The organism is Methylocystis sp. H62 (assembly GCF_015709515.1).
Lineage (GTDB): Bacteria > Pseudomonadota > Alphaproteobacteria > Rhizobiales > Beijerinckiaceae > Methylocystis.
On record NZ_JADNQZ010000054.1, the window covers coordinates 157,115 to 175,656 of the forward strand.

Sequence of the window (18,542 nt, forward strand, 5' to 3'; positions counted from 1 at the left end):
CTTGCATTCAATTAGCTTCTAAAAGCACCGCACCTGCGCCTCGGCCTGGGCGCGGCGCAATTCCTGGAGCGCATCGCGCGCCGCATCCGTATTGCGCATCAGCGCGCCGACCTGCCCCGCCTGCTGATTGACGCTCGCGACGGTCTCGGCCGTGACATACCGCTCATAAGGCAGAATGGTCGCGATGACGTCTATGGAGCAAGAGCACTGTTCCAAGGAGAGGCGCGTATCGCCGTTCGCCTTCATGCAGCCGAAGACGTAATCGGCGCGCGCGGCGGTCGGATAGTCATTGAGATCCGTCGCCCGCGCCCAGCCGCCCGGAAGCGAAAGCAGCGCGATCATGAGGAATTTCGATACCGGGCGCATCTTTTTCGTTCCTGCCGGGTTCTTTCCTTGGACAGCCTATCGCATGCGCGTGGGCGACAACCGAACCGCTATTCGACGAAGGGATGACGCGCAAGCTGAGTTTCAGGGCAGCGTCGTCCAGCATTTGAACGGGGAGGACGGCATGTCGAAGCTTCTTACTCCTATCTGGTTGCTGATGATGGCGGCGCTCGTCTGCGCGCCTCTGTCATTCGCTTTCGCTCATGGCGCGATGCAGCGCCAGCAGAACGCCTGCATGCTGAAGATCGGGCCGGACTTGATGTATTTCTCCGGCTACCAGCCCGCAGTGTCGCGAAACAGGTTCTGCGAGGACATACCCACGCTTGGCGCGACAATTTTCGTCCTCGATTATGCTCAGGACGAGCTGCGGGAGATGTCGACCGACTTTCGCATCATCCGCGCCATCGGCGACACGGAGCCGCTGCAGCGCCTCGACGCCGTCACCGTGGCCTATCTGCCGCCAAAGGTCTATCCGGCCGGCACGCTGAATTTTGAACATGTCTTCAACGAGACCGGCCAATTCGTCGGGATCGTCACGGCCAAAGGTCCCAACGGCGAGCACTGGGTGTCGCGATTCCCCTTCACCGTCGGCGGCCGGCCGCTGCTCGCGCGGATGCCTTACTTTCTTTTTGCGGCCGCCGGCGTTCTCGCTCTCGTGCTTTTCGTTTGGGGAAAGGATGACGAGAGCGCGCGCGGCGGTTAGAACGTGCGGCGCAGCGTCATGCGGCCGTCAATTTGGACGCGCATAGACTGCGGCCGAGCCTTCCGAACGTGTTGCGTATAAAGGAAGGCTCAAACGCCGGGCCGGAGGTACGTCCGGCGTTTTTTATTTTAGGGAGCCCCTCGGAACGGCCTGATTTCAAAAAACTATGCAATTTTGAAGACTTAACCCTATTCTGCCTCTTGCCGAAGCCGCGCTGTCTTGCCATCATCGCGGCAGGTTGGGGGCTGCCATGGGCGAGTTGGTGAAGCGATTTTCAGGATTTAGTTACAGCGCGCAGGGCGGACTGCTGCGCGACGGAAAGCGCATTCAGCTGGGCCCGCAGGCGCGTCAACTCCTTGAAATGCTTCTGGAGTCGCCTGGCGTCCTGCTCACCAAGGCCGAAATCGCCGCGCGCCTGTGGCCGGATCGCGCCGCTTCCGACGATTCAATCGACCGGTGCGCCTATCTTTTGCGGAAGCCGCTGCGCGACGCCGGCGGCGAGGAGCTGATCGCCACCGCCTACGGCCGAGGGCTGTTGCTCCGCGGGACGGTCGAAACCATCGACGAAGGCGCGGCGCAAACGCTCCGTCTCGCGCCGTTGAGCGAGCCGCATATTCTCGATCTCTGGCAGACCGCCTACGAACTCGCCGGCGACCGCACGCGAGAGGGCTTCGCCCGCGCGCAGGAAGCGATCGCCTCCGCCGCCCAGATCGACCCCGGCAATCCGGCGGTCTGGTCGCTCGCCGCCGACATCGCCGCCGGCCGAGTCGTGCGCGGGTTTCTCCGTCCCGCCCAGGCGGCGGCGATGATCGAGGACTTCGCCGGCCGGGCGCTCGGCGTCCTGCGCGATCATACGCCGGCGCTGGCCGTTCTCGGCTGGGCCCGCGGCTCGCTCAGGGGCAAGGTTGCCGAGGGCCTCGCGCTCCTCGAGCAGGCGGTCGCCGATGATCCTCTCTACGGCAAAGCGCGAGTCTACCGCAGTTGGCTGCTCGCGGCGGCCGATCGTCTCGACGACGGCCTCGCCGATTGCGAAGAGGGCCTCGTCAATTCGCCGCACGATCAGGCGCTGCTGTCGTTGCGCGCGTGGCTCCTGCTCTGCGCCGGCGACCTCGAGCGGGCGCGCCGCTATGCGCGCGACGGACTCGATTTAAGGCCCGACGCCGCGACGCTGCACTTGGTGATGTCCATCGCCTACAGCCTTCAGGGCGTTCACGAACAGGCGGTAAGCACGGCGCGCCGCGCCGTCGCCTCGAGCCCAGACGATCCCTTCCAATTGACCGTGCTCGCCTATGCGCTCGCCCGCGCCGGCCGCGCCGAGGAAGCGCAAGCGCTCATCGGCAGGCTCGTCGAGGACGCCGAGCTCTATGCGCCGCCGTGCTTTCTCGGCGCGGCGTATTTCGCTCTGGGCAAGCGCGCTGAAGCGCTTGAAGCGATTCGGCGTGGCCTTTCCGAAGGCTGTCCCTGGAGCTCCTTCGCACGCGTCGACCCGCGCTTCGTCGCCTTGCGCGGCGCGATCGACGGATTTGGCCGCTCGCAGCAGGCCGAGGCGCGCCCGGCCGGTTGAAATTGCCCGCGTCAGCGCTTATTGGCGCTGCACAGCATTCTTCCGGAAGGTGAAAATGATCGGCCGTCTGAACCATGTCGCTATCGCTGTCGATAGCGTCGAAAAGGCTTCCGCCGTCTATCGCGACGCCCTGGGGGCGAAGGTCTCGGCGCCAGAACGCGTCGCTGAGCACGGCGTTACGGTCGTTTTCGTCGAATTGCCGAACACCAAGATCGAGTTGCTCGAGCCTTACGGCGAAAACTCGCCGATCGCCGGCTTCGTCGCGAAAAATCCGGCGGGCGGCATCCACCACATCTGCTACGAGGTCGAAGACATCATCGCGGCGCGCGAGCAGCTCAAGGCCTCGGGCGCGCGCGTATTGGGCGACGGGGAGCCCAGGATCGGCGCGCATGGCAAGCCCGTGCTGTTTCTGCATCCCAAGGACTTCTGCGGCGCCTTGATCGAACTCGAGCAGGCTTAGGCGCATGCCCTTTTCATGGCCGTTGGCGGCGGCGATCTACCTGACGATCTGGTGGATCGTGCTGTTCGCCGTGCTGCCGCTTGGCGTGCGCTCTTCCGAAGAAGCCGACGAAGATCTTCCCGAAGGCGCCGACCCTGGCGCCCCCGCCTCGCCCGATCTCTTGAAAAAAGCCGGGATCACGACGGTCGTCTCGGCTGTCCTCTTCGGCCTGCTGGTGCTTTTCGCCAAGGTGACGGCATGAGAGGGGCGCGGCGCTCCGGGGGTTGACCGGCCCGCCGCCCGCCGGTAGTTGATCGCGAGGCGCGGGACAGACGACCCGCACGGCCGAACGGACCGACCCGCTCAGTCGACTTCGGCGGCGCCGCCCGCCGCCTCTGGAGCGAGCGCGTAGCTCAGTCGGTAGAGCACCTGACTTTTAATCAGGGGGTCGTGGGTTCGAGCCCCACCGCGCTCACCAACAAAATCAATTAGATATCTTCTAGCCCGCTGTCGTGCTTAGCAGTCTGGTGACCACATGGTGACCAGTCACGGGCCGCAAACTTTTTCTTGTGGATGATCGTGTGCTGTCGGCGCCGCATACCTCAATAGGCGAGCCCGCGAGACACGAGAGTGAGAGCGGGGTCGGGTTTCCGAGACGGGTTGAGGACCGGGAGAGAGTTTCCTGGCGGCCCGTCAGGGAGACGAACCGTGACTCAGGTGGAAATTCTGGACGCCGCGCGCGGACATGACGGCGGCTACAAGGTGGATGCGAGCCGCGGCGTGCGGATTGGACGCGTGTCCTCTGAATGGTTCTCGCGGCCCGCGGATGAGCGGTATCTGTCGCTGTCGGAGCTGTTCGCGGCCGTGTACGGCCGGACCGAGCGCAGCCGAACGCGCACGGTAGAGAGCGCTGCGATCCGCGTCGAAGCCAGACGCGACGATTCCGATAAGCTTGCGCTCTCGCTGCCTGGTTCCGATGCGCCAATCGCGCCGACGCATTGGAGCTTCGGGCAACTCGCCAGTCTCGTCGGCGCGCCCGCGACATATCTGCGTCAGCTGCCGGCATCGCTCGCGGGGATCAATCTGCAATATGGGCTGAGCTCGCATCGCGCCGAGCAGGTCAAGACCCTCGAGATCGACGACGGTCGCGTTGAGCTGCGCGCAGTGACCGGTCCAGACTATGGCCGGATCTTCGATTATGAACTCGTATCCGCAGTGCAGCGCATCGCGGGCAATGGGACAGGCGACACGCGCTGGAAAGTTCCGGGCGTGCTCGACTGGTCGACAGGAATCTACAACCCCAATGTCGACGTGACACAGGATACGACGACACTCTATGCCTCAGACCGCGACGTCTTCCTCTTCCTCGTCGATGATATGAACCCGATCGAGGCCGGCCGTCTGCCTGACGGGTCGCCTGATCTTTTCTTTCGAGGTTTCTACTGCTGGAACTCAGAAGTCGGCGCGAAAACGCTAGGCATTGCGAGCTTTTATCTTCGGGCCGTTTGTCAGAACCGCAATCTTTGGGGCGTCGAGGATTTCGAAGAGATCACGATCCGCCATTCCAAATATGCAGCATCGCGCTTCGCGCATGAGGCGGCGCCGGCGCTGACACGATTCGCCAATTCCTCGCCCATGCCCTTTATCAATGGCGTCAAGGCTGCGCGAGAACGGATTGTCGCCCACAATGACGATGATCGCGCCGAATTCCTGCGCAAGCGCGGCTTTTCGAAACCGGAGACCGCGAAGATCATCGAAACGGTGCTGACTGAGGAAGGTCGCAAGCCGGAAAGTGTCTTCGATTTCGTGCAGGGGATTACAGCGATCGCGCGTAAGAAGACGCATCAGGACGCAAGGCTCGATCTCGAGACGCGTGCAAAGAAACTGTTCGACCGCGCGGCGTAATTCCAGGCCCTACTGGCGCAGTGGCAAGCGCTGTGTGCGGCGCCCCTTGCTACCCTTGCCCTCAACTCCGTGATGTCCCGGCGTCGCCCTTAAAGTCAGAGGGCGGCGCCGCGCTTCGTGACGGGTTGGAGGCCAGGAGAGAGGCTCTCGGCCACCCGTCGCGGAGTTCATTGCCATGGCCAAGTCGGCTCAGAAAATTCAGCTCAGCGCCTCGCGCGATATCCCTTTCAACAAGCTGGTCCTGTCTCAGGCGAATGTCCGCCGGATCAAGGCCGGCGTCTCGATCGAAGAACTCGCGGAGGATATCGCCCGCCGCACGCTCCTGCAGAGTATCACCGTGCGGCCGGTCTTCGATGATCAGGGCGCAGAGACCGGCATGTTCGAAATTCCCGCGGGAGGGCGCCGTTACCGCGCCCTGGAGCTGCTGGTGAAGCAGAGGCGCCTCGCACGCAACGCCCCAATCCCTTGCGTCATTCGTCTGGGGGGGACCCCTGAGGAAGACAGCCTCGCCGAGAACGTCCAGCGCGCGCCTTTGCACCCCCTAGATCAATTCCGGGCCTTTCTGACCTTGCGCGAGAAAGGCCAAAGTGAGGAGGAGATCGCCGCCGCCTTTTTCGTCAGCGTCGCCGTCGTGAAGCAGCGGCTGCGGCTTGCCTCGGTGTCCTCAAACCTTCTCGACATCTACGCCGAGGATGGCATGACGCTCGACCAGCTCATGGCCTTTACCGTCAATTCTGATCATGAGCGTCAGGAGCAGGTCTGGGAGGCGGTCCAGCGCTCCTACAACAAAGAGGCGTATCAGATCCGCCGGCTTCTCACGGAAGGCGCGGTGCGGGCTTCAGACAAGCGCGCGCAATATGTCGGCGAAGACTATCTCGCCGCCGGCGGGCCCATCATGCGCGACCTTTTCCAGAGCGATGACGGCGGCTGGCTACAGGATGCCGCTCTACTTGAACGGCTGGTCGCCGAAAAATTAGCACGCGACGCCGAGCCCGTCCGGGCCGAGGGGTGGAAATGGGTCCAGACGGCGATCGACTTCCCCTATGGCCACACCTATGGGCTCCGCCACCTTCAGGGCGAACGCCAGCCTTTGATCGAAGAGGAAGTCGCAACCCGTGAGTCGCTTCGTCTCGAAGCCGCTCAGCTCGAAGCGGACTATTCCGAAGCCGACGAAATCCCCGAGGAAGTCGATATGCGACTTGGGGAGATCGAGGCGGCGCTCGAAGCGATGGAAGACCGCCCGGTTATTTACGCGCAGGAGGATATCGCCCGCGCGGGCGTTTTTGTCAGCATCGACGGCTCTGGACGGCTGCGGGTCGAGCGCGGCTACGTCCGCCCCAAGGACGAAGCGCAAAGCGAGAAGCCCGAAGCATCAACCGCCAGAAGCGAGATCGAAAAAGCCGCTGGCGCAGGTTCGACTGCGGCCGTTGTGCCTCATCCCGACGCATCCGATGGCGATGACGCTGTTCGAACGAGTCCAGCGGAAGACGAGGAAGACGAAGGCGTTAGGCCGCTACCAGACAAATTGCTGACCGAACTCACCGCCTATCGCACGCTGGCGCTGCGCGAGGCGCTCGGCAATGACCCGGACACCGCGTTCCTCGCGGCGCTTCATGCCCTGTGTCTGCGGCTCTTCTATCGCTACGGCTCCGACACCTGTCTTGAGATCGAAGCAAAGAATGTTTGTTTCGGCGCACAGGCGCCAGGTCTCTCGGATACGCCGCTCGCAGCGAAGGTCGACGCGCGTCATCTCGACTGGTCGCAGCAACTCCCGGCGGAGCCGCAAGACCTCTGGGACGCACTCACGACCTTTGACGTCGAAGCGCGCCAGCAACTCTTCGCACATTGCGTCTCGCTGACGGTAAACGCCGTGCACGAGCCCTGGAGCCGACGGCCGCGCGCTATCGCCCATGCGGATTGTCTCGCGGTTTCGCTTTCCCTCGACATCGCAGCAACGGGGTGGACGCCAACGGTCGACAATTTCCTCGGCCGCGTCACCAAGGTGCGGATGGTCCAGGCGGTTCGCGAAGCAAAAGGTGCCGGCGCCGCCCGGCGCATCGAGGGGCTGAAGAAGGGCGACATGGCGCAAGAAGTGGAACAGCTTCTTTCCGGAACGAACTGGCTTCCTGAGCCGCTCCGCACGCCCGGACATCCGCTGAATGTTTCGGCGCACGCATCTTCCGATGCCGCCGGTCCGGAAGACTACGCGGCCGTCGAACAATCGGCGGCGATCGAAAGCGAATCGGCCATCGACGAAACCACGCCCAGGGACGATGCTGATCGGGCGTCGGTCGGCCCCCAGGGCATCGCCGCCGAGTAGACCTCCCCGAGGCCGATAGCGAGGGGCTCGCCAGAGATGGCGGGTCCCTTTTTTCTTGGAGGATGAATCAGTGTCGAGCTCGGTCGCCTCGGAACTGGCCCGCCGCCTCGCGCAAGAGGCTGAGGCGGTCTGCCGCCGGTATTTATCGAACGGTCGTCGCTCGGGCGGCTATTGGCTCGTCGGCGACATCAACAATACGCCGGGCCGCTCGCTTTTTGTGCGCCTGAATGGCAACGCATATGGAAGAACCGCCGCCGGCAAATGGGTGGATGCGGCGACGGGCGAGCACGGCGATTTGCTCGACGTCATCCGCATCCGATGCAATTTGAGCAATTTCGGCGACGTGCTCGACGAGGCGCGGCGCTTGTTGAACAGCCCGCGATGCCACCCAGCACCCATGTCGACAAACCCTACTTCGCTCTCTCCGACCGGCTCTTCCGAGTCGGCGCGCCGATTGTTCCATATGTCGTACCCGATCGCGAGCACGCTGGCGGAAGCCTATCTCAGACATCGCGGCATCACGGTCTTTCTCGAAACAAGCGAGCTTCGCTTTCATCCACGCTGCTACTACCGCCCCGATCGACACGCGCCGACGCAGACCTTTCCGGCGCTGATCGCCGCTATCGCCGACGCGTCGGGCGCTATCGTCGGCGTTCAGCGCACTTGGCTCGATCCGTCTGGCAAGGACAAAGCCGCGATCGAAACGCCAAGGCGCGCCATGGGCCAGCTGCGCGGTCATGGCGTCAGGTTCGGATCCGTCGAGGACACTGCGGCGGCCGGTGAAGGCGTCGAGACCATGATGTCGCTTCGGTGTGCACTACCGCGCCTGCCTATGATCGCGGCGCTCTCCGCCAGCAATCTGGCGGCCCTGTCGCTCCCGCCGACTTTGCGCCGCCTCTACATCGCGCGCGACAATGACGCCGCCGGAGACGATGCGACGGACCAACTCGCGCAACGCGCTTCATCAGCCGGCATTGAGACGATCGTCCTGTCGCCGATGCTCGCCGACTTCAACGACGACCTCCGCCTTCTCGGTATCGCCGAACTTCTTGCGGCGCTGCGAACGCAGCTCGCTCCTGAAGATGTCGTTCGCTTCATCCCACGAATGTCAACGCACAGCGCGGTCGGTTGGCCGACGGTCCAAATCTGACGGCGCAATCGACGAATTGCTCGTGGCGATCCTGATCGCCGAAAGGGCCGCGCCTGCGGCCTTCAAAAGGGGTTGGTCCTGCGGCAAGCGATCCGGCGCCGCAACGGCGGACGGCAACTATTTTCCGCCGCACCCTCAAGGGCGCTTTGCAGCGCGAAACAAAATAGCCGCCGCCCGCCATCCTCCGCTGCGCTACGGCCGCTGCGCGGTGCGCGCCGGCTCTTGCTTGCCGCTTCGGACGCCCATGAAGGCCGCGAAGGGCGCGGCCAATCCGGCAAAGAGCAACACCATGACAGTCCATTCCGATGATTTGCGCTCGGCTTCGTCGCTCTCGACGTCCCCAACTGGGCGCGTTCTCACCGAGTTGCAGCTCTATGGCTTTCGTCCCTTCGAGGGCGAACCCGACCCTCGGCAATTGCCGGAAGCGCAGTCTATCGCCGGCGCGGTCGCGGACATCTTCGACGCGCTCGTCTCGACGTTGTCAGATACCCGTCTCGAACCGGATATCGAAGATCTGCTGTGGTCGACGGTCAATATCTTTCATCGCGCCGTGCTGCGGACCGAACGTGGGCTCGCCGACAATGAAGCCGCCCAAAAGCGCAGCCAGAGCGAACAAGACGGCTCCGAAATCCGTTCCGTGGAATTGGAGCGTCTGATCGCCGAAGGCGTCACCCTCATCGAGCGCCGCGACAGCATGGAGCTTTTCCGCGACGAGGCCGCCAATCAATTCGAGCGCCATACCGGCTCGGCCTGGCGACCCCGGTCGGGTTCCAGAGTCAATCACCGCGCTTTGACCTCCGCGATGATCGACAGCCGCGATTTTATCGCCGCCAAACGTCGCGCCGATTCCGACGCACTTCTTCCCCCCGGTCCAAAAATCGCCTTTACCGGCGGACTCGATTTCAACGATCATCGGGCAATCTGGGATCGTCTCGACAAGGCTCTCGCGAAACATCCCGATATGGCGCTATTGCACGGCGGATCGCCTAGGGGCGCCGAACGCATCGCCGCCTGCTGGGCCGAGAACCGCGCGGTTCCGCAGATCATCTTCAAACCCGACTGGAAGCGTCACGCCAAGGCTGCGCCGTTCAAGCGAAACGACCACATGCTCGCGACGCTGCCAATCGGCGTCATCGTCTTTCCCGGGTCAGGCATCTCCGCCAATCTCGCCGATAAGGCGCGAATGCTCGGCATCCCGGTATGGAAATTCATCGATGGCGGCGCATGAACGTCACAACCTCACGCCATTCAGAGGATTGAAACCTATGAACTATCCGCATCACGCGACCGGCTCTTGATCGTCAGACCCTCCGATAGCCAAGCGCTGTATCTCAAATCGACGACTGCTTCTGACCCGAAGCGGACGCTACTGGCGAGCAGTGGTCAAGCGTTCCATTGAGCATCCCGCTCATCATCGTCGCGCTTAGCGGCTTCGACCTTCTTGCGAATTTGCAAGTGTGCTTCTCTCGCCCAGCGACGGAGAGAGCCGATAGGGTGGTCGAAGAGCGAACGCAGCGGCTCTTCATAGAGGGCATAGTAGGTCGTGAGAGAGCCAGTCCAGCCGAAGGTGTGCATGTTCTGTGTAAGGTAGCGGCGCACGTCATCGCGGTCGCCGAACTCGTTTAGAAGCCGGGTCATCAATGGATGGAACGTGCGGTCGGCGCCTTCGGCACGGGTTGTTAGAACTGGCAGAACACGCGCCAGAAATGCGGGGCCTGCGTCCGGATGGGCGTGAGCCCAAGCAAACAGAACGTCTTCCGGTAAGTGCAGGATCGCAGGCTGCTTTCTGTCGGCGAACGAAAAACCATCACCAAGCGCGTGTTCAATCAGCCAAGCCGCAGCTCGGTCCTGCACAATCGCATTCCCCAACGGCGGCCACACAGTCGAAGCGAAGTTCTTCATCATGATCGGCAACAGCGGTTTGATAAGGTCCGCTGCGTTGCCGTCGGGTTCGGATGCGAGGTACGACGCGAGCGTGCCCGCTGCCGCGCGCGCATCAGCGTCATCGTGCCCCTTCCTGAGTAGCCAACCGACAATGTGCTCGAAGTGGTGAGCATCCCTTTGCGAGCCCCGTCGCTTTGGCCGTTTGCTAACGTTCTGGACCGCCAGCATCACCTGTGGCCGGAGCTCATTCAGGCGATCAAGTTTCCCGTGAACGAACATTCCCATCACGTCGAGAGCGACCGAATAGCCAATCCCATTCATCGTGAGGAGTTGATCGAACAACGGCGCAGCTGAGGTCGCGTCGAGCTTTGCGAGCACACCGCCGAACCCCCAGTGTGACATTGCACCCGGAGGCAAGATGCCCGCTTTGAGACTTTCACAGACAAGACGAACATCATTCGCCGTGATGCCGATAAGTAGGCAGACGAACGGCAGCGTGTGCGCATAGACCCTCGAATGAACCGCTTCGCGCTTGTATGCGGCGACCGCCTCCGGCTTTCGCGTTGCCAGGCCCGAGTAGTAGCCCGCGACCAATCCATAATTTCGGCTGTCATCGGCGACAGAAGCGTAGGCGCTTTTGATCGGCTCTTCCCATAACAGCGGATCATCCGCCATCTCGGCAATCGCTTTGCCGAACTCAACTGACATCCGCTGCTCGCCAACAGACAGGTCGGCTAGGCACCCGCGCAATGCCTCCGGCTGCGTCAGCATCTCGCGCGCTAGATCGCGCACGATTTCAACCTGTCGCTTTCCGCGCTCGTCGAATTCGAGATCCTCGTCGACCGGATAGTCCCAAGGCATCTCGGTGACAAGAAAGCGGACGCGGCTCGCCGCATCCAGCGGAGAAAGATCAGCAATGAGTTTGCGGACACGTTCTTCTTCGCCTTCCTTGAGCCCGCTCAGGTCGTATTGGAGGACATCGCCCAGGGCATTCAAAGCTGCTGGCCAATACGGATGAACCGCCCTGGTGCGCGCTACCCAGCGTTCGATTTGTTCGATTTGGCCCCCGCCAATGTAGGAGCGAAACTGATGGGCAATGCCATTTCGTGCTCGGGCGCCGATCGCGTCGTCGCGCAGGCCAAGGTCAACCAGCCTATCAACACACGCGATGATGTAGTCCCAAGCGTCACTCCAATATTTTGGCTGCCACGGAATTAACTGCGGCCGACTGCCGTGCGTTCCAGGACCCATCATCCGCGCGTGCGAGTGCATGCTCGATGCTTCAAGTAATGCGTCCACCACGAGTGCCATTTGCATCGGATCGTTGGCTTGCAGCAATTCATCAAGGAGTTGAAGGCGAGGCTTTGCGGGCGCTGTCGTGTTGGCGCCGAGTACCGGAAAGAGCGCCTTAAATTGCCCGACCGAGTTGTCACCCCAAGTTTCGTTTTCAGCGACGGCTAGCTTTAGCAGCAACAGCGCACCGCGCTCGAAGGTGTTCTCAATGAAGGAGATGTTTTCCAGCGCATGAACAAGCCCACGACGCAAGTCGCCATCGATGCGCTTTAACTCTTCGACGGTGAGCGGGTTCAGTATCCGCTGCAGAAGTGTGACCACGGCCGCGGCGTCGATCTCAGACATGGCGCTTAAAACGTCAGGGCTGCCCTTGCGATTGAGGGCTGTCAGCGACGCAAACGGTCCATCGAGACGCATCGCGTGGCGCGCGACCTGGGGACCGATGTCTTGCGTGTTCAACAGCGTGAGCTGATTCGCCACGTTCTTGCGCAACCGTTCCGGCAAATCGCCTGCTAACACCTCGTCCCATCTGGCTTGGCCCCATTGCCGCCACTGGCGTTCAGCAAGCTTAAGCGCAAGGGGCTTGGGCTGAAGGCTCGCTAGGCGTCCGTGTTGCTGCACGACGCCGCGTTCCTGAAGATCAGCCAAGGCGGCGCGCAGGTCTTCGGGAGATCGGTCTCGCGTGAACTTGGCGACGTGCGCAAGGTCGTCCAGTTCGTCGGTCGTGCCAAGGAGCCTAAAAGCGCCGAGCAACATGCCGGCATCTTTCAGCAAGGCGGGATCTAACGGTTTCCGCCCAAGCAGAATACGATCGATTAGTTCATCGTTTGTGGCGGCGGCAATGGGCATATCGTTCAGCCACGCCTGACCAAGCAAGGTTGCCATCTGCGGGAAACCGCGCGCGAACTTTAGGAGCCGGCGATGATCTTCGCTCGGCAAGTCGGGAGCGATCTGCTTGATCATCCCCTCCACGACGGCGTCGGCAGCCGGTTCAACCATCAACAGCTCGTCATCACCTTTCAACGACGGCGGCACTTCGTGATCGATCGTCACTAGCGAAATCCGGCTGCCGGTCCGCTTCACCATCCCGACCAGGTCATGGTGCGAATCCAAGGAGCAGCGGTCCACAACGACGATCGCCCGGAAGCCGGAATCGACGAGATTCTGAATGATGTTCTTAATAGCCACCGATCCTGCTTCAGATTCCACCGTATAGAGAACCAGATCGCAGAGCCGCGCGCCGGAAGTCTCTTCTTCGTCCGTAGGGCCGAGGGCTTCGTGCGTGAGCCGCGACTTGCCAACGCCCGAAAGGCCAACGACTCGAGCGACGCCTCTCGGCTTCGCTACAAGAGAGCGCAGCTTCTCGCGGAACGCTGGCAAGCGAGCATCTGAAATCCAGGGCGATGCGTCGTAGCGACCAGCCCAATGGGTCCAATCCTTAAGTGGTCCGACGAGTCCCGGCTGGGTCTGCTCCAGTACCCAGGCCGCAACGGGCGGCAAGGAATTCACCCAAGAGGCAATCTGGTCGGCATCGCGGAACTGGACTTGGTCCGGACGAATCTTGAGTCCGGCCTTGGCAAGCGCCTCCCGTATGCGATCGGCCCGCGCCTTGACGAGTTTGTTTTCGTACGAATGGGCGCACGCCATAATGTAGCAGCCGCCCTGCGCTAGGGCGTCGCGCACCATCACCTTCACCTCGCCAGCCGGCGTCAACAGATCGTCGCCCGCTTCTTTGGGTGTGATTGGGCCGGCCTTCAGCTGAAACTGCGAGATGCGGTTCGGCAGGAACTTGGTTCGCTCGGGCTCGCCCTGCCATTCGATGCGCGCATCCTCTCCCCCGTCGGCAGCGGTGATGTTTGCCGCCACGTGGATTCCGTCCATGGGCAAGTCACCGCTGAAGGCCTCGCCGTCCAGCAGCCGCCGCGTTAGGAGAACCAGTTTTCGTGGACTCAACGCCGCGATGTGCCTGCCGGTCACCTCAAATAGCCGCGTGTCGTCCGATTCCATCGGTGCGACCTTTCCCCCGGACAACGTGATGATGGCGGAAGGCTTGACATCCAGCAGGCGCAACAAGTTCGCGGTCGCCGTCGTCGGCTTGATGGTGCCGCTCTCGTATTTCGTGAAGGCGCGGGGCCCACCACCCAAGAGCTCTCCCGCCTCGACCTGGGTCAGACCGATCTTCTCCCGGATACGCCGGATTTCTGGTGGCGAAAGTTCGCCCGAGGCTTTTAGTTCCATGCAACACCACCATGGTCACTTTAATGCGCTTTACACCATTATGGTCACCTAATGGATTTTATCGCCGATCGCAATGATTTTTTAGGGCGTGTCACGCCGTCGAAGCCGAGAAACTCTCGTTGGCGCTACAGATCGCTTGTCGGAAGCATAAGCGGCGGCTTGCGCAGGTCTGCTCCGCTTCCGTCGCCAGAGCCGCCCGTGGACAGTTTGTCCGAAGGTGGGTTGGCGGCCACCGCACTCGCGCCCGAACCAATGTCCGTTCATGGCGCTAAGCGGAAATGCACTACTGTGGCGATTCCTGAGCGGTTTCTTTGTCCGGCGTGCCGGCTTCGATTATCGTAGCGGTGGCGCTGCGGCCGATTGGTGTGTCAAGGAAACCCGCGGATGCTCAGCCTTATATTTCATCAACGTCATCGCATTCGCTATTCGGCGTGGCTTCTGTTCAATCTCACGGTTCGTGCGCGTACCAACCGCTGGCGGGTCGCTGGGCGCTTGTAGGCACGTTGACGGACCGATTAGACTCGCCGGCCGCATTTTCCTTCTTCTAGGCAGATATGTTCGAAGCGACCTATCCCTGACGCCGCCGCCTTTTCGTGCGCTGCTACTTCTTTTCCCTCGCTTTGAATTCTGCCGGTCTTGTGCTTTTTCCCTCTCGTTGGCGAAGTCATTCATAGAGGTTGCTGTCTGGCCAGCTACGACCATCACGACCTCTCTTATGGCTTCATCTGGCCGAAGACCGGCTCCGCCTCGATCGCCATAGCCGCAACAGCATAGGCGCAACCTTCTTCCCCTGACGCCTGCGGCGTCATTCCTCGCGAAGCAAGAAAGCCGCGCCCATGCCGTCCTCCGCTTCGCTGCGGCCCTGGGGGTGCGTCGACGAATCGCCTTCGGCTGCGAAGCGCCATCGAGGCCGCGATGGTCGCGGGCTCGAAGACAGCAGAACCTAAGGAGACTTACAATGGCGAACATCGGCTCTTTCAAGAAGTCCGGCAATGAATTCCTCGGCGAAATCGTGACGCTCAGCGTCCAGGCCAAAGGCGTCCGCATCGTTCCGGAAGCCAACCGTTCTAACGATAACGCCCCGAGCCACCGGGTTTTCGTCAGACGCGCGGAAATCGGCGCCGCCTGGTCCAAGCGCTCGAACGAGGGTCGCGACTATCTCTCGGTCAAGCTCGACGATCCGAGCTTCACGGCTCCGATTTACGCCAATCTCTTCGACGACGAGGATGGCGACGGCCACTCGCTGATCTGGTCGCGGGGGCGGAAGCCGAATGGAGACTGAACGCCAATGCCCCGCCTGAGAAATCGGGCGGGGCAGTCCTTCACTTTCGGATAAGTCACGCTTTGGCGCATGATTTTCCACTTACTCGCGCTGTTATCTTCGAGCCTTTGACTCCCGTCGCTTCGCGCTACTTTTCGACCGCCCGCGCGCTTTCCCTTCGAGGCGTCGGGCCTCTTCTTCGCGCGCTTCGTCATCCGGGGTGATCAAGGCGACATGATTGACGCCGAGCGCAAGCGCGATTTCATAAAGGCTCACGATCGTTGGATTTCGGAGACCACGCTCAAGGCCGCTCACATATTGCTGGGTAAATCCCGACTGTTCGGCAAACTTCTCTTGCGTCAGGCCTTTCTCGAGCCTGATTCTTCGCACGTTTCTTCCGACCAGCCTCCGCATATCCATGGGGAAAGGCTGGACCGACACACACTATGAGGTTTATCCACTATAGTATGTATTTGCGCCGTAATTTCGCGCGAGACGATCGCAGGAAAGATTGGCTAGAGTAAACATCTAATGTTCCCGGAATCGGAAATCGTGCCGCACACCAAAGCCAGTTCAATCGCCGACGTCGCGCCCACTGACAACCACGTGGTCGACTACGACCGCGCGCATTCGATCATTTATCTGCGATTGCTAGACGCCGCTAAGGAAGGGGCCGCCTGGGAGGAGGTTTCGAAGAACGTCCTTGGAATCGATCCGGAACGTGAGCCAGAACGCGCGAAGCGCGCCTATGATACGCACCTTCAGCGTGCGAAATGGATGACGACGAGCGGCTACAGGGACTTTCTCGACGGGTCGCCGTGAATGGTTCTTTGGGCCGAGTTTTGCAGCGCTAAATTGATATGGTTCGGTCAGGACGCCATTGGGAAGGTGATGTAACGGCCGTTCGCCGAGAACGATCACGCCGTAGTTCCGGGATTTCTTAGACAAATTATCGACAAATAGTCTTTCGAACATGGGCTTAGCCACTCCTATCCGAGAATTTCCATGACCATCGGCGATTGGCGCTCAGAAGGCGCATATGAGCATTTGCGAGATACGAATTGGCGCGACTACGCCTGGGAATATCTACGGCGCAACGATGACTATCAGGCGCAATACGCCGATCCCGAGTTCCGGTCGCGGCTCGACGCTGGCATAGATGGACCCGAGCGGTGTTGGGGGCTTCGATTTCGCGGCTGACCCAGCGCTGAACGCCACTGAAGCCGAAATTTTCTGGCGTCCCGAATGCTGCTCCAGCGTTGTGATGCTCGACGCGCATCCAGCTCTTACCTCGATGCTCGCCTACGCGCCGCAAAATTGGCCCGACCTACGGTCTCGCCGCACGACGTCGGACGGAGACTATGTGATCCTTGGCGCGAGACGCCGGGAACATCGGCTCTGGTTGCCCGGCCCTCCGGCGCCAGGCGCCGCGCTTTCAGCGCTTATTCCCGTCGATAAGTCGACACAGACGCGTTCCGCAGCAACCTTGCGCTTTCTCCGTCATGTCAATGGATCGTCCCCGGGCGCGGCGAAGATCGACGATAAGCGATTTTCAGAAATGCTCTGTGCGCTCGATGGACACCTCGCGAAGGCGTCCTATCGCGACATTGCAGAGCAGCTATTCGGTCATGAACGACTGAATCGTGAGCCCTGGAAGACATCCTCGATACGCGCCATGACGATCCGTCTTGTGAAAGGCGGCATTGCGCTGATGCGCGGCGGCTATCGTAAGTTTCTGACGAAATAGCCGATCCGCTCGCGGACAATTCCGCTCAGTCGTTCGCGGCGCCTCGACAACTCGCAGCTGCGAGGGTGACGAATCTCGCACTCAACATATCCGTCATCCCTCCCTCCGGACCTTCTCCGCCAATGTGATCGACGACGCCCGTCGGCTGTCGGCGGCGCGCTTCGCTATTCGAAGGTTCGATCATGTCCGCACAACCAGCAGAACTCCCGCCGCGCTACCTCCGCACGCCCGAAGCCGCACGCTTCCTCGGCCTCTCCGGCCGCACGCTCGAAAAGCACCGTACCTATGGCACCGGTCCCCGCTACTCCAAGCTCGGCGGCCGCGTCGTTTATCGCGTCGACGACCTCCAGGCATGGGTGGAACGCGGAACCAAAGCCTCGACGTCCGATCCTGGCTCCGGGACCGTTCTACCCGCGCGTCGGCACGCCAGCGACGTGCTCCTGCGCGCCCATCTGCCGCTTCGCTGAAGCGTCCGACGCACGCCATGAACGGCCGACCTATGCGCCTTCGCAACGACGAACGCGAGCAGCTCAAATTGTTTCGCGCGCTCCCCGGCGATCTCGCGGCGCGCGACGCCCAGGACCTGATGTCCTACCCATTTTTCAGCCTCGCCAAATCCAAACGCCTGACGCCGATCGACTTCCGGATGGGAGAGATCGTCATCAAGGTCGAAGCGACGCCTGAACACGGCATGGCGACCATTTGGGACGCAGACGTGCTCATTTGGGCGGCCTCACAGATCGTTCAGGCGCGCGACAACGGCTTAAAAACCTCGCGCCTGATGGCGGCGACTCCGTATGAAATTTTGACCTTTATCGGGCGTGCGACGAGCGCCCGAGACTATCAGCGGCTGAAGGCCGCGCTCGACAGGCTGCAGTCGACAAGCGTCGCGACATCCATTCGCCAGTCGGCAGAGCGGCGGCGCCACCGCTTCTCCTGGATCAACGAATGGAAGGAAACATCCGACGCGAACGGCCGGCCGCTCGGCGTCGAATTGATCCTACCGGATTGGTTCTACGCCGGAGTCATGAACGAAGCTTTGGTGCTGACGATCGATCGGGAATATTTCGCGCTGACGGGCGGTCTCGAGCGTTGGCTCTATCGCCTCGTGCGAAAGCATGGCGGACGTAAGGGCGGCGGCTGGAGTTTCGATTTCCGGCATCTCCACGTGAAGTCCGGCGCGCTGTCGCCGCTCAAACATTTTGCGTTTGACCTGCGCGACATCGTACGTCGGCAGCCGCTTCCAAACTACCAGCTCTCCATCCGTCACGACCCGCTTGGCGACGAGCGTCTCGTCTTCGCGCCAATTCCATTCGACCCGTTCAAGCGCGCTTTAGGCCGCCTCGATCCCTCTCTCCCCTCTGTGGATAAGCTGTGAAAACGTTCGTGCTATCGGGGACCTACCCTATCGTGCCATCAGGGACCAGATCCTCGTGCTATCGGGGACCAAAATGGGCACTAACGCCGTGCTATGTCATCGTTCACGGCGTTCCTAACTGTACTAACATTGAATCCTTCGGATTCATCCTAACGGACCACGCCGCAATCCACCGTATGGATGATCGCGGCAAAGCTTTGCCGGAAAGAGAGGACAGGCAGCGACATCGGTTCGGAGCAATCGCCGCTTCTTGGCTTCCGAGCGGCACGCATCAAA

17 protein-coding genes and 1 tRNA gene are annotated in these 18,542 nt (G+C 61.6%); 15 read left to right on the forward strand and 3 right to left on the reverse strand.

Annotated elements, in window-relative coordinates:
- Window positions 1-18: 18 nt before the first annotated feature.
- Window positions 19-366: a hypothetical protein gene (locus tag IYY11_RS12635; RefSeq protein WP_196404176.1), complete on the reverse strand. Its 348-nt coding sequence runs from the start codon at window positions 364-366 to the stop codon at window positions 19-21.
- 142 nt (window positions 367-508) lie between these two features.
- Between IYY11_RS12635 and IYY11_RS12640 the strand changes: the two genes are divergently transcribed.
- From IYY11_RS12640 to IYY11_RS12680, 9 genes are all read left to right on the forward strand, one after another.
- Complete coding sequence (locus tag IYY11_RS12640; protein ID WP_196404177.1) at window positions 509-1,087, forward strand: hypothetical protein; 579 nt, start codon at window positions 509-511, stop codon at window positions 1,085-1,087.
- 250 nt (window positions 1,088-1,337) lie between these two features.
- Window positions 1,338-2,651 (forward strand): winged helix-turn-helix domain-containing protein, encoded by a 1,314-nt coding sequence (locus IYY11_RS12645; protein WP_196404178.1) that lies wholly within the window; start codon window positions 1,338-1,340, stop codon window positions 2,649-2,651.
- A gap of 55 nt (window positions 2,652-2,706) precedes the next feature.
- Entirely contained in the window at window positions 2,707-3,111 is a 405-nt protein-coding gene (gene mce, locus IYY11_RS12650) for a methylmalonyl-CoA epimerase (protein WP_029648811.1), read from the forward strand.
- 4 nt (window positions 3,112-3,115) lie between these two features.
- Complete coding sequence (locus IYY11_RS12655; RefSeq protein ID WP_196404179.1) at window positions 3,116-3,352, forward strand: DUF1467 family protein; 237 nt, start codon at window positions 3,116-3,118, stop codon at window positions 3,350-3,352.
- A 140-nt stretch (window positions 3,353-3,492) separates the two neighbouring features.
- Window positions 3,493-3,568, forward strand: a tRNA-Lys gene (locus tag IYY11_RS12660).
- A 230-nt stretch (window positions 3,569-3,798) separates the two neighbouring features.
- Entirely contained in the window at window positions 3,799-4,995 is a 1,197-nt protein-coding gene (locus IYY11_RS12665) for a DUF932 domain-containing protein (protein ID WP_109025211.1), read from the forward strand.
- Between the two features lie 175 nt (window positions 4,996-5,170).
- Window positions 5,171-7,315, forward strand: a complete 2,145-nt coding sequence (locus tag IYY11_RS12670) for a ParB/RepB/Spo0J family partition protein (protein WP_196404180.1) — start codon at window positions 5,171-5,173, stop codon at window positions 7,313-7,315.
- Between the two features lie 70 nt (window positions 7,316-7,385).
- Window positions 7,386-8,465, forward strand: a complete 1,080-nt coding sequence (locus tag IYY11_RS12675) for a toprim domain-containing protein (protein ID WP_196404181.1) — start codon at window positions 7,386-7,388, stop codon at window positions 8,463-8,465.
- A 289-nt stretch (window positions 8,466-8,754) separates the two neighbouring features.
- The gene (locus IYY11_RS12680; protein ID WP_246719917.1) at window positions 8,755-9,693 is read left to right on the forward strand and encodes a DUF2493 domain-containing protein; all 939 of its coding nucleotides are present in this window, start codon (window positions 8,755-8,757) and stop codon (window positions 9,691-9,693) included.
- Window positions 9,694-9,848: 155 nt separating this feature from the next.
- Here IYY11_RS12680 and IYY11_RS12685 read toward each other — a convergent pair whose 3' ends face one another.
- Window positions 9,849-13,880, reverse strand: coding sequence for a type II TA system antitoxin MqsA family protein (locus tag IYY11_RS12685; RefSeq protein ID WP_196404182.1), 4,032 nt, complete (start codon window positions 13,878-13,880; stop codon window positions 9,849-9,851).
- 958 nt (window positions 13,881-14,838) lie between these two features.
- Here IYY11_RS12685 and IYY11_RS12690 point away from each other — a divergent pair.
- Window positions 14,839-15,162 carry a DUF736 domain-containing protein gene (locus IYY11_RS12690; RefSeq protein ID WP_109025221.1) on the forward strand — a complete coding sequence of 108 codons (324 nt, stop codon included), beginning with the start codon at window positions 14,839-14,841 and terminating at the stop codon, window positions 15,160-15,162.
- A gap of 93 nt (window positions 15,163-15,255) precedes the next feature.
- Here IYY11_RS12690 and IYY11_RS12695 read toward each other — a convergent pair whose 3' ends face one another.
- Window positions 15,256-15,561, reverse strand: a complete 306-nt coding sequence (locus IYY11_RS12695; protein WP_196404183.1) for a helix-turn-helix domain-containing protein — start codon at window positions 15,559-15,561, stop codon at window positions 15,256-15,258.
- Between the two features lie 111 nt (window positions 15,562-15,672).
- Here IYY11_RS12695 and IYY11_RS12700 point away from each other — a divergent pair, with 111 nt between their 5' ends.
- From IYY11_RS12700 to IYY11_RS12720, 5 genes are all read left to right on the forward strand, one after another.
- Window positions 15,673-15,963: a hypothetical protein gene (locus tag IYY11_RS12700; protein WP_196404184.1), complete on the forward strand. Its 291-nt coding sequence runs from the start codon at window positions 15,673-15,675 to the stop codon at window positions 15,961-15,963.
- A 183-nt stretch (window positions 15,964-16,146) separates the two neighbouring features.
- The gene (locus IYY11_RS12705; protein ID WP_109025224.1) at window positions 16,147-16,341 is read left to right on the forward strand and encodes a transcriptional regulator domain-containing protein; all 195 of its coding nucleotides are present in this window, start codon (window positions 16,147-16,149) and stop codon (window positions 16,339-16,341) included.
- Window positions 16,301-16,888, forward strand: coding sequence for a DUF2285 domain-containing protein (locus IYY11_RS12710; protein WP_196404185.1), 588 nt, complete (start codon window positions 16,301-16,303; stop codon window positions 16,886-16,888). The genes IYY11_RS12705 and IYY11_RS12710 overlap by 41 nt, the downstream gene beginning before the upstream one ends.
- 182 nt (window positions 16,889-17,070) lie before the next feature.
- On the forward strand, window positions 17,071-17,355 hold the full coding sequence (locus tag IYY11_RS12715; RefSeq protein WP_109025225.1) for an AlpA family transcriptional regulator: 285 nt from the start codon (window positions 17,071-17,073) through the stop codon (window positions 17,353-17,355).
- 17 nt (window positions 17,356-17,372) lie between these two features.
- Complete coding sequence (locus IYY11_RS12720; RefSeq protein WP_409455250.1) at window positions 17,373-18,266, forward strand: replication initiator protein A; 894 nt, start codon at window positions 17,373-17,375, stop codon at window positions 18,264-18,266.
- The last annotated feature ends 276 nt before the right edge of the window (window positions 18,267-18,542 follow it).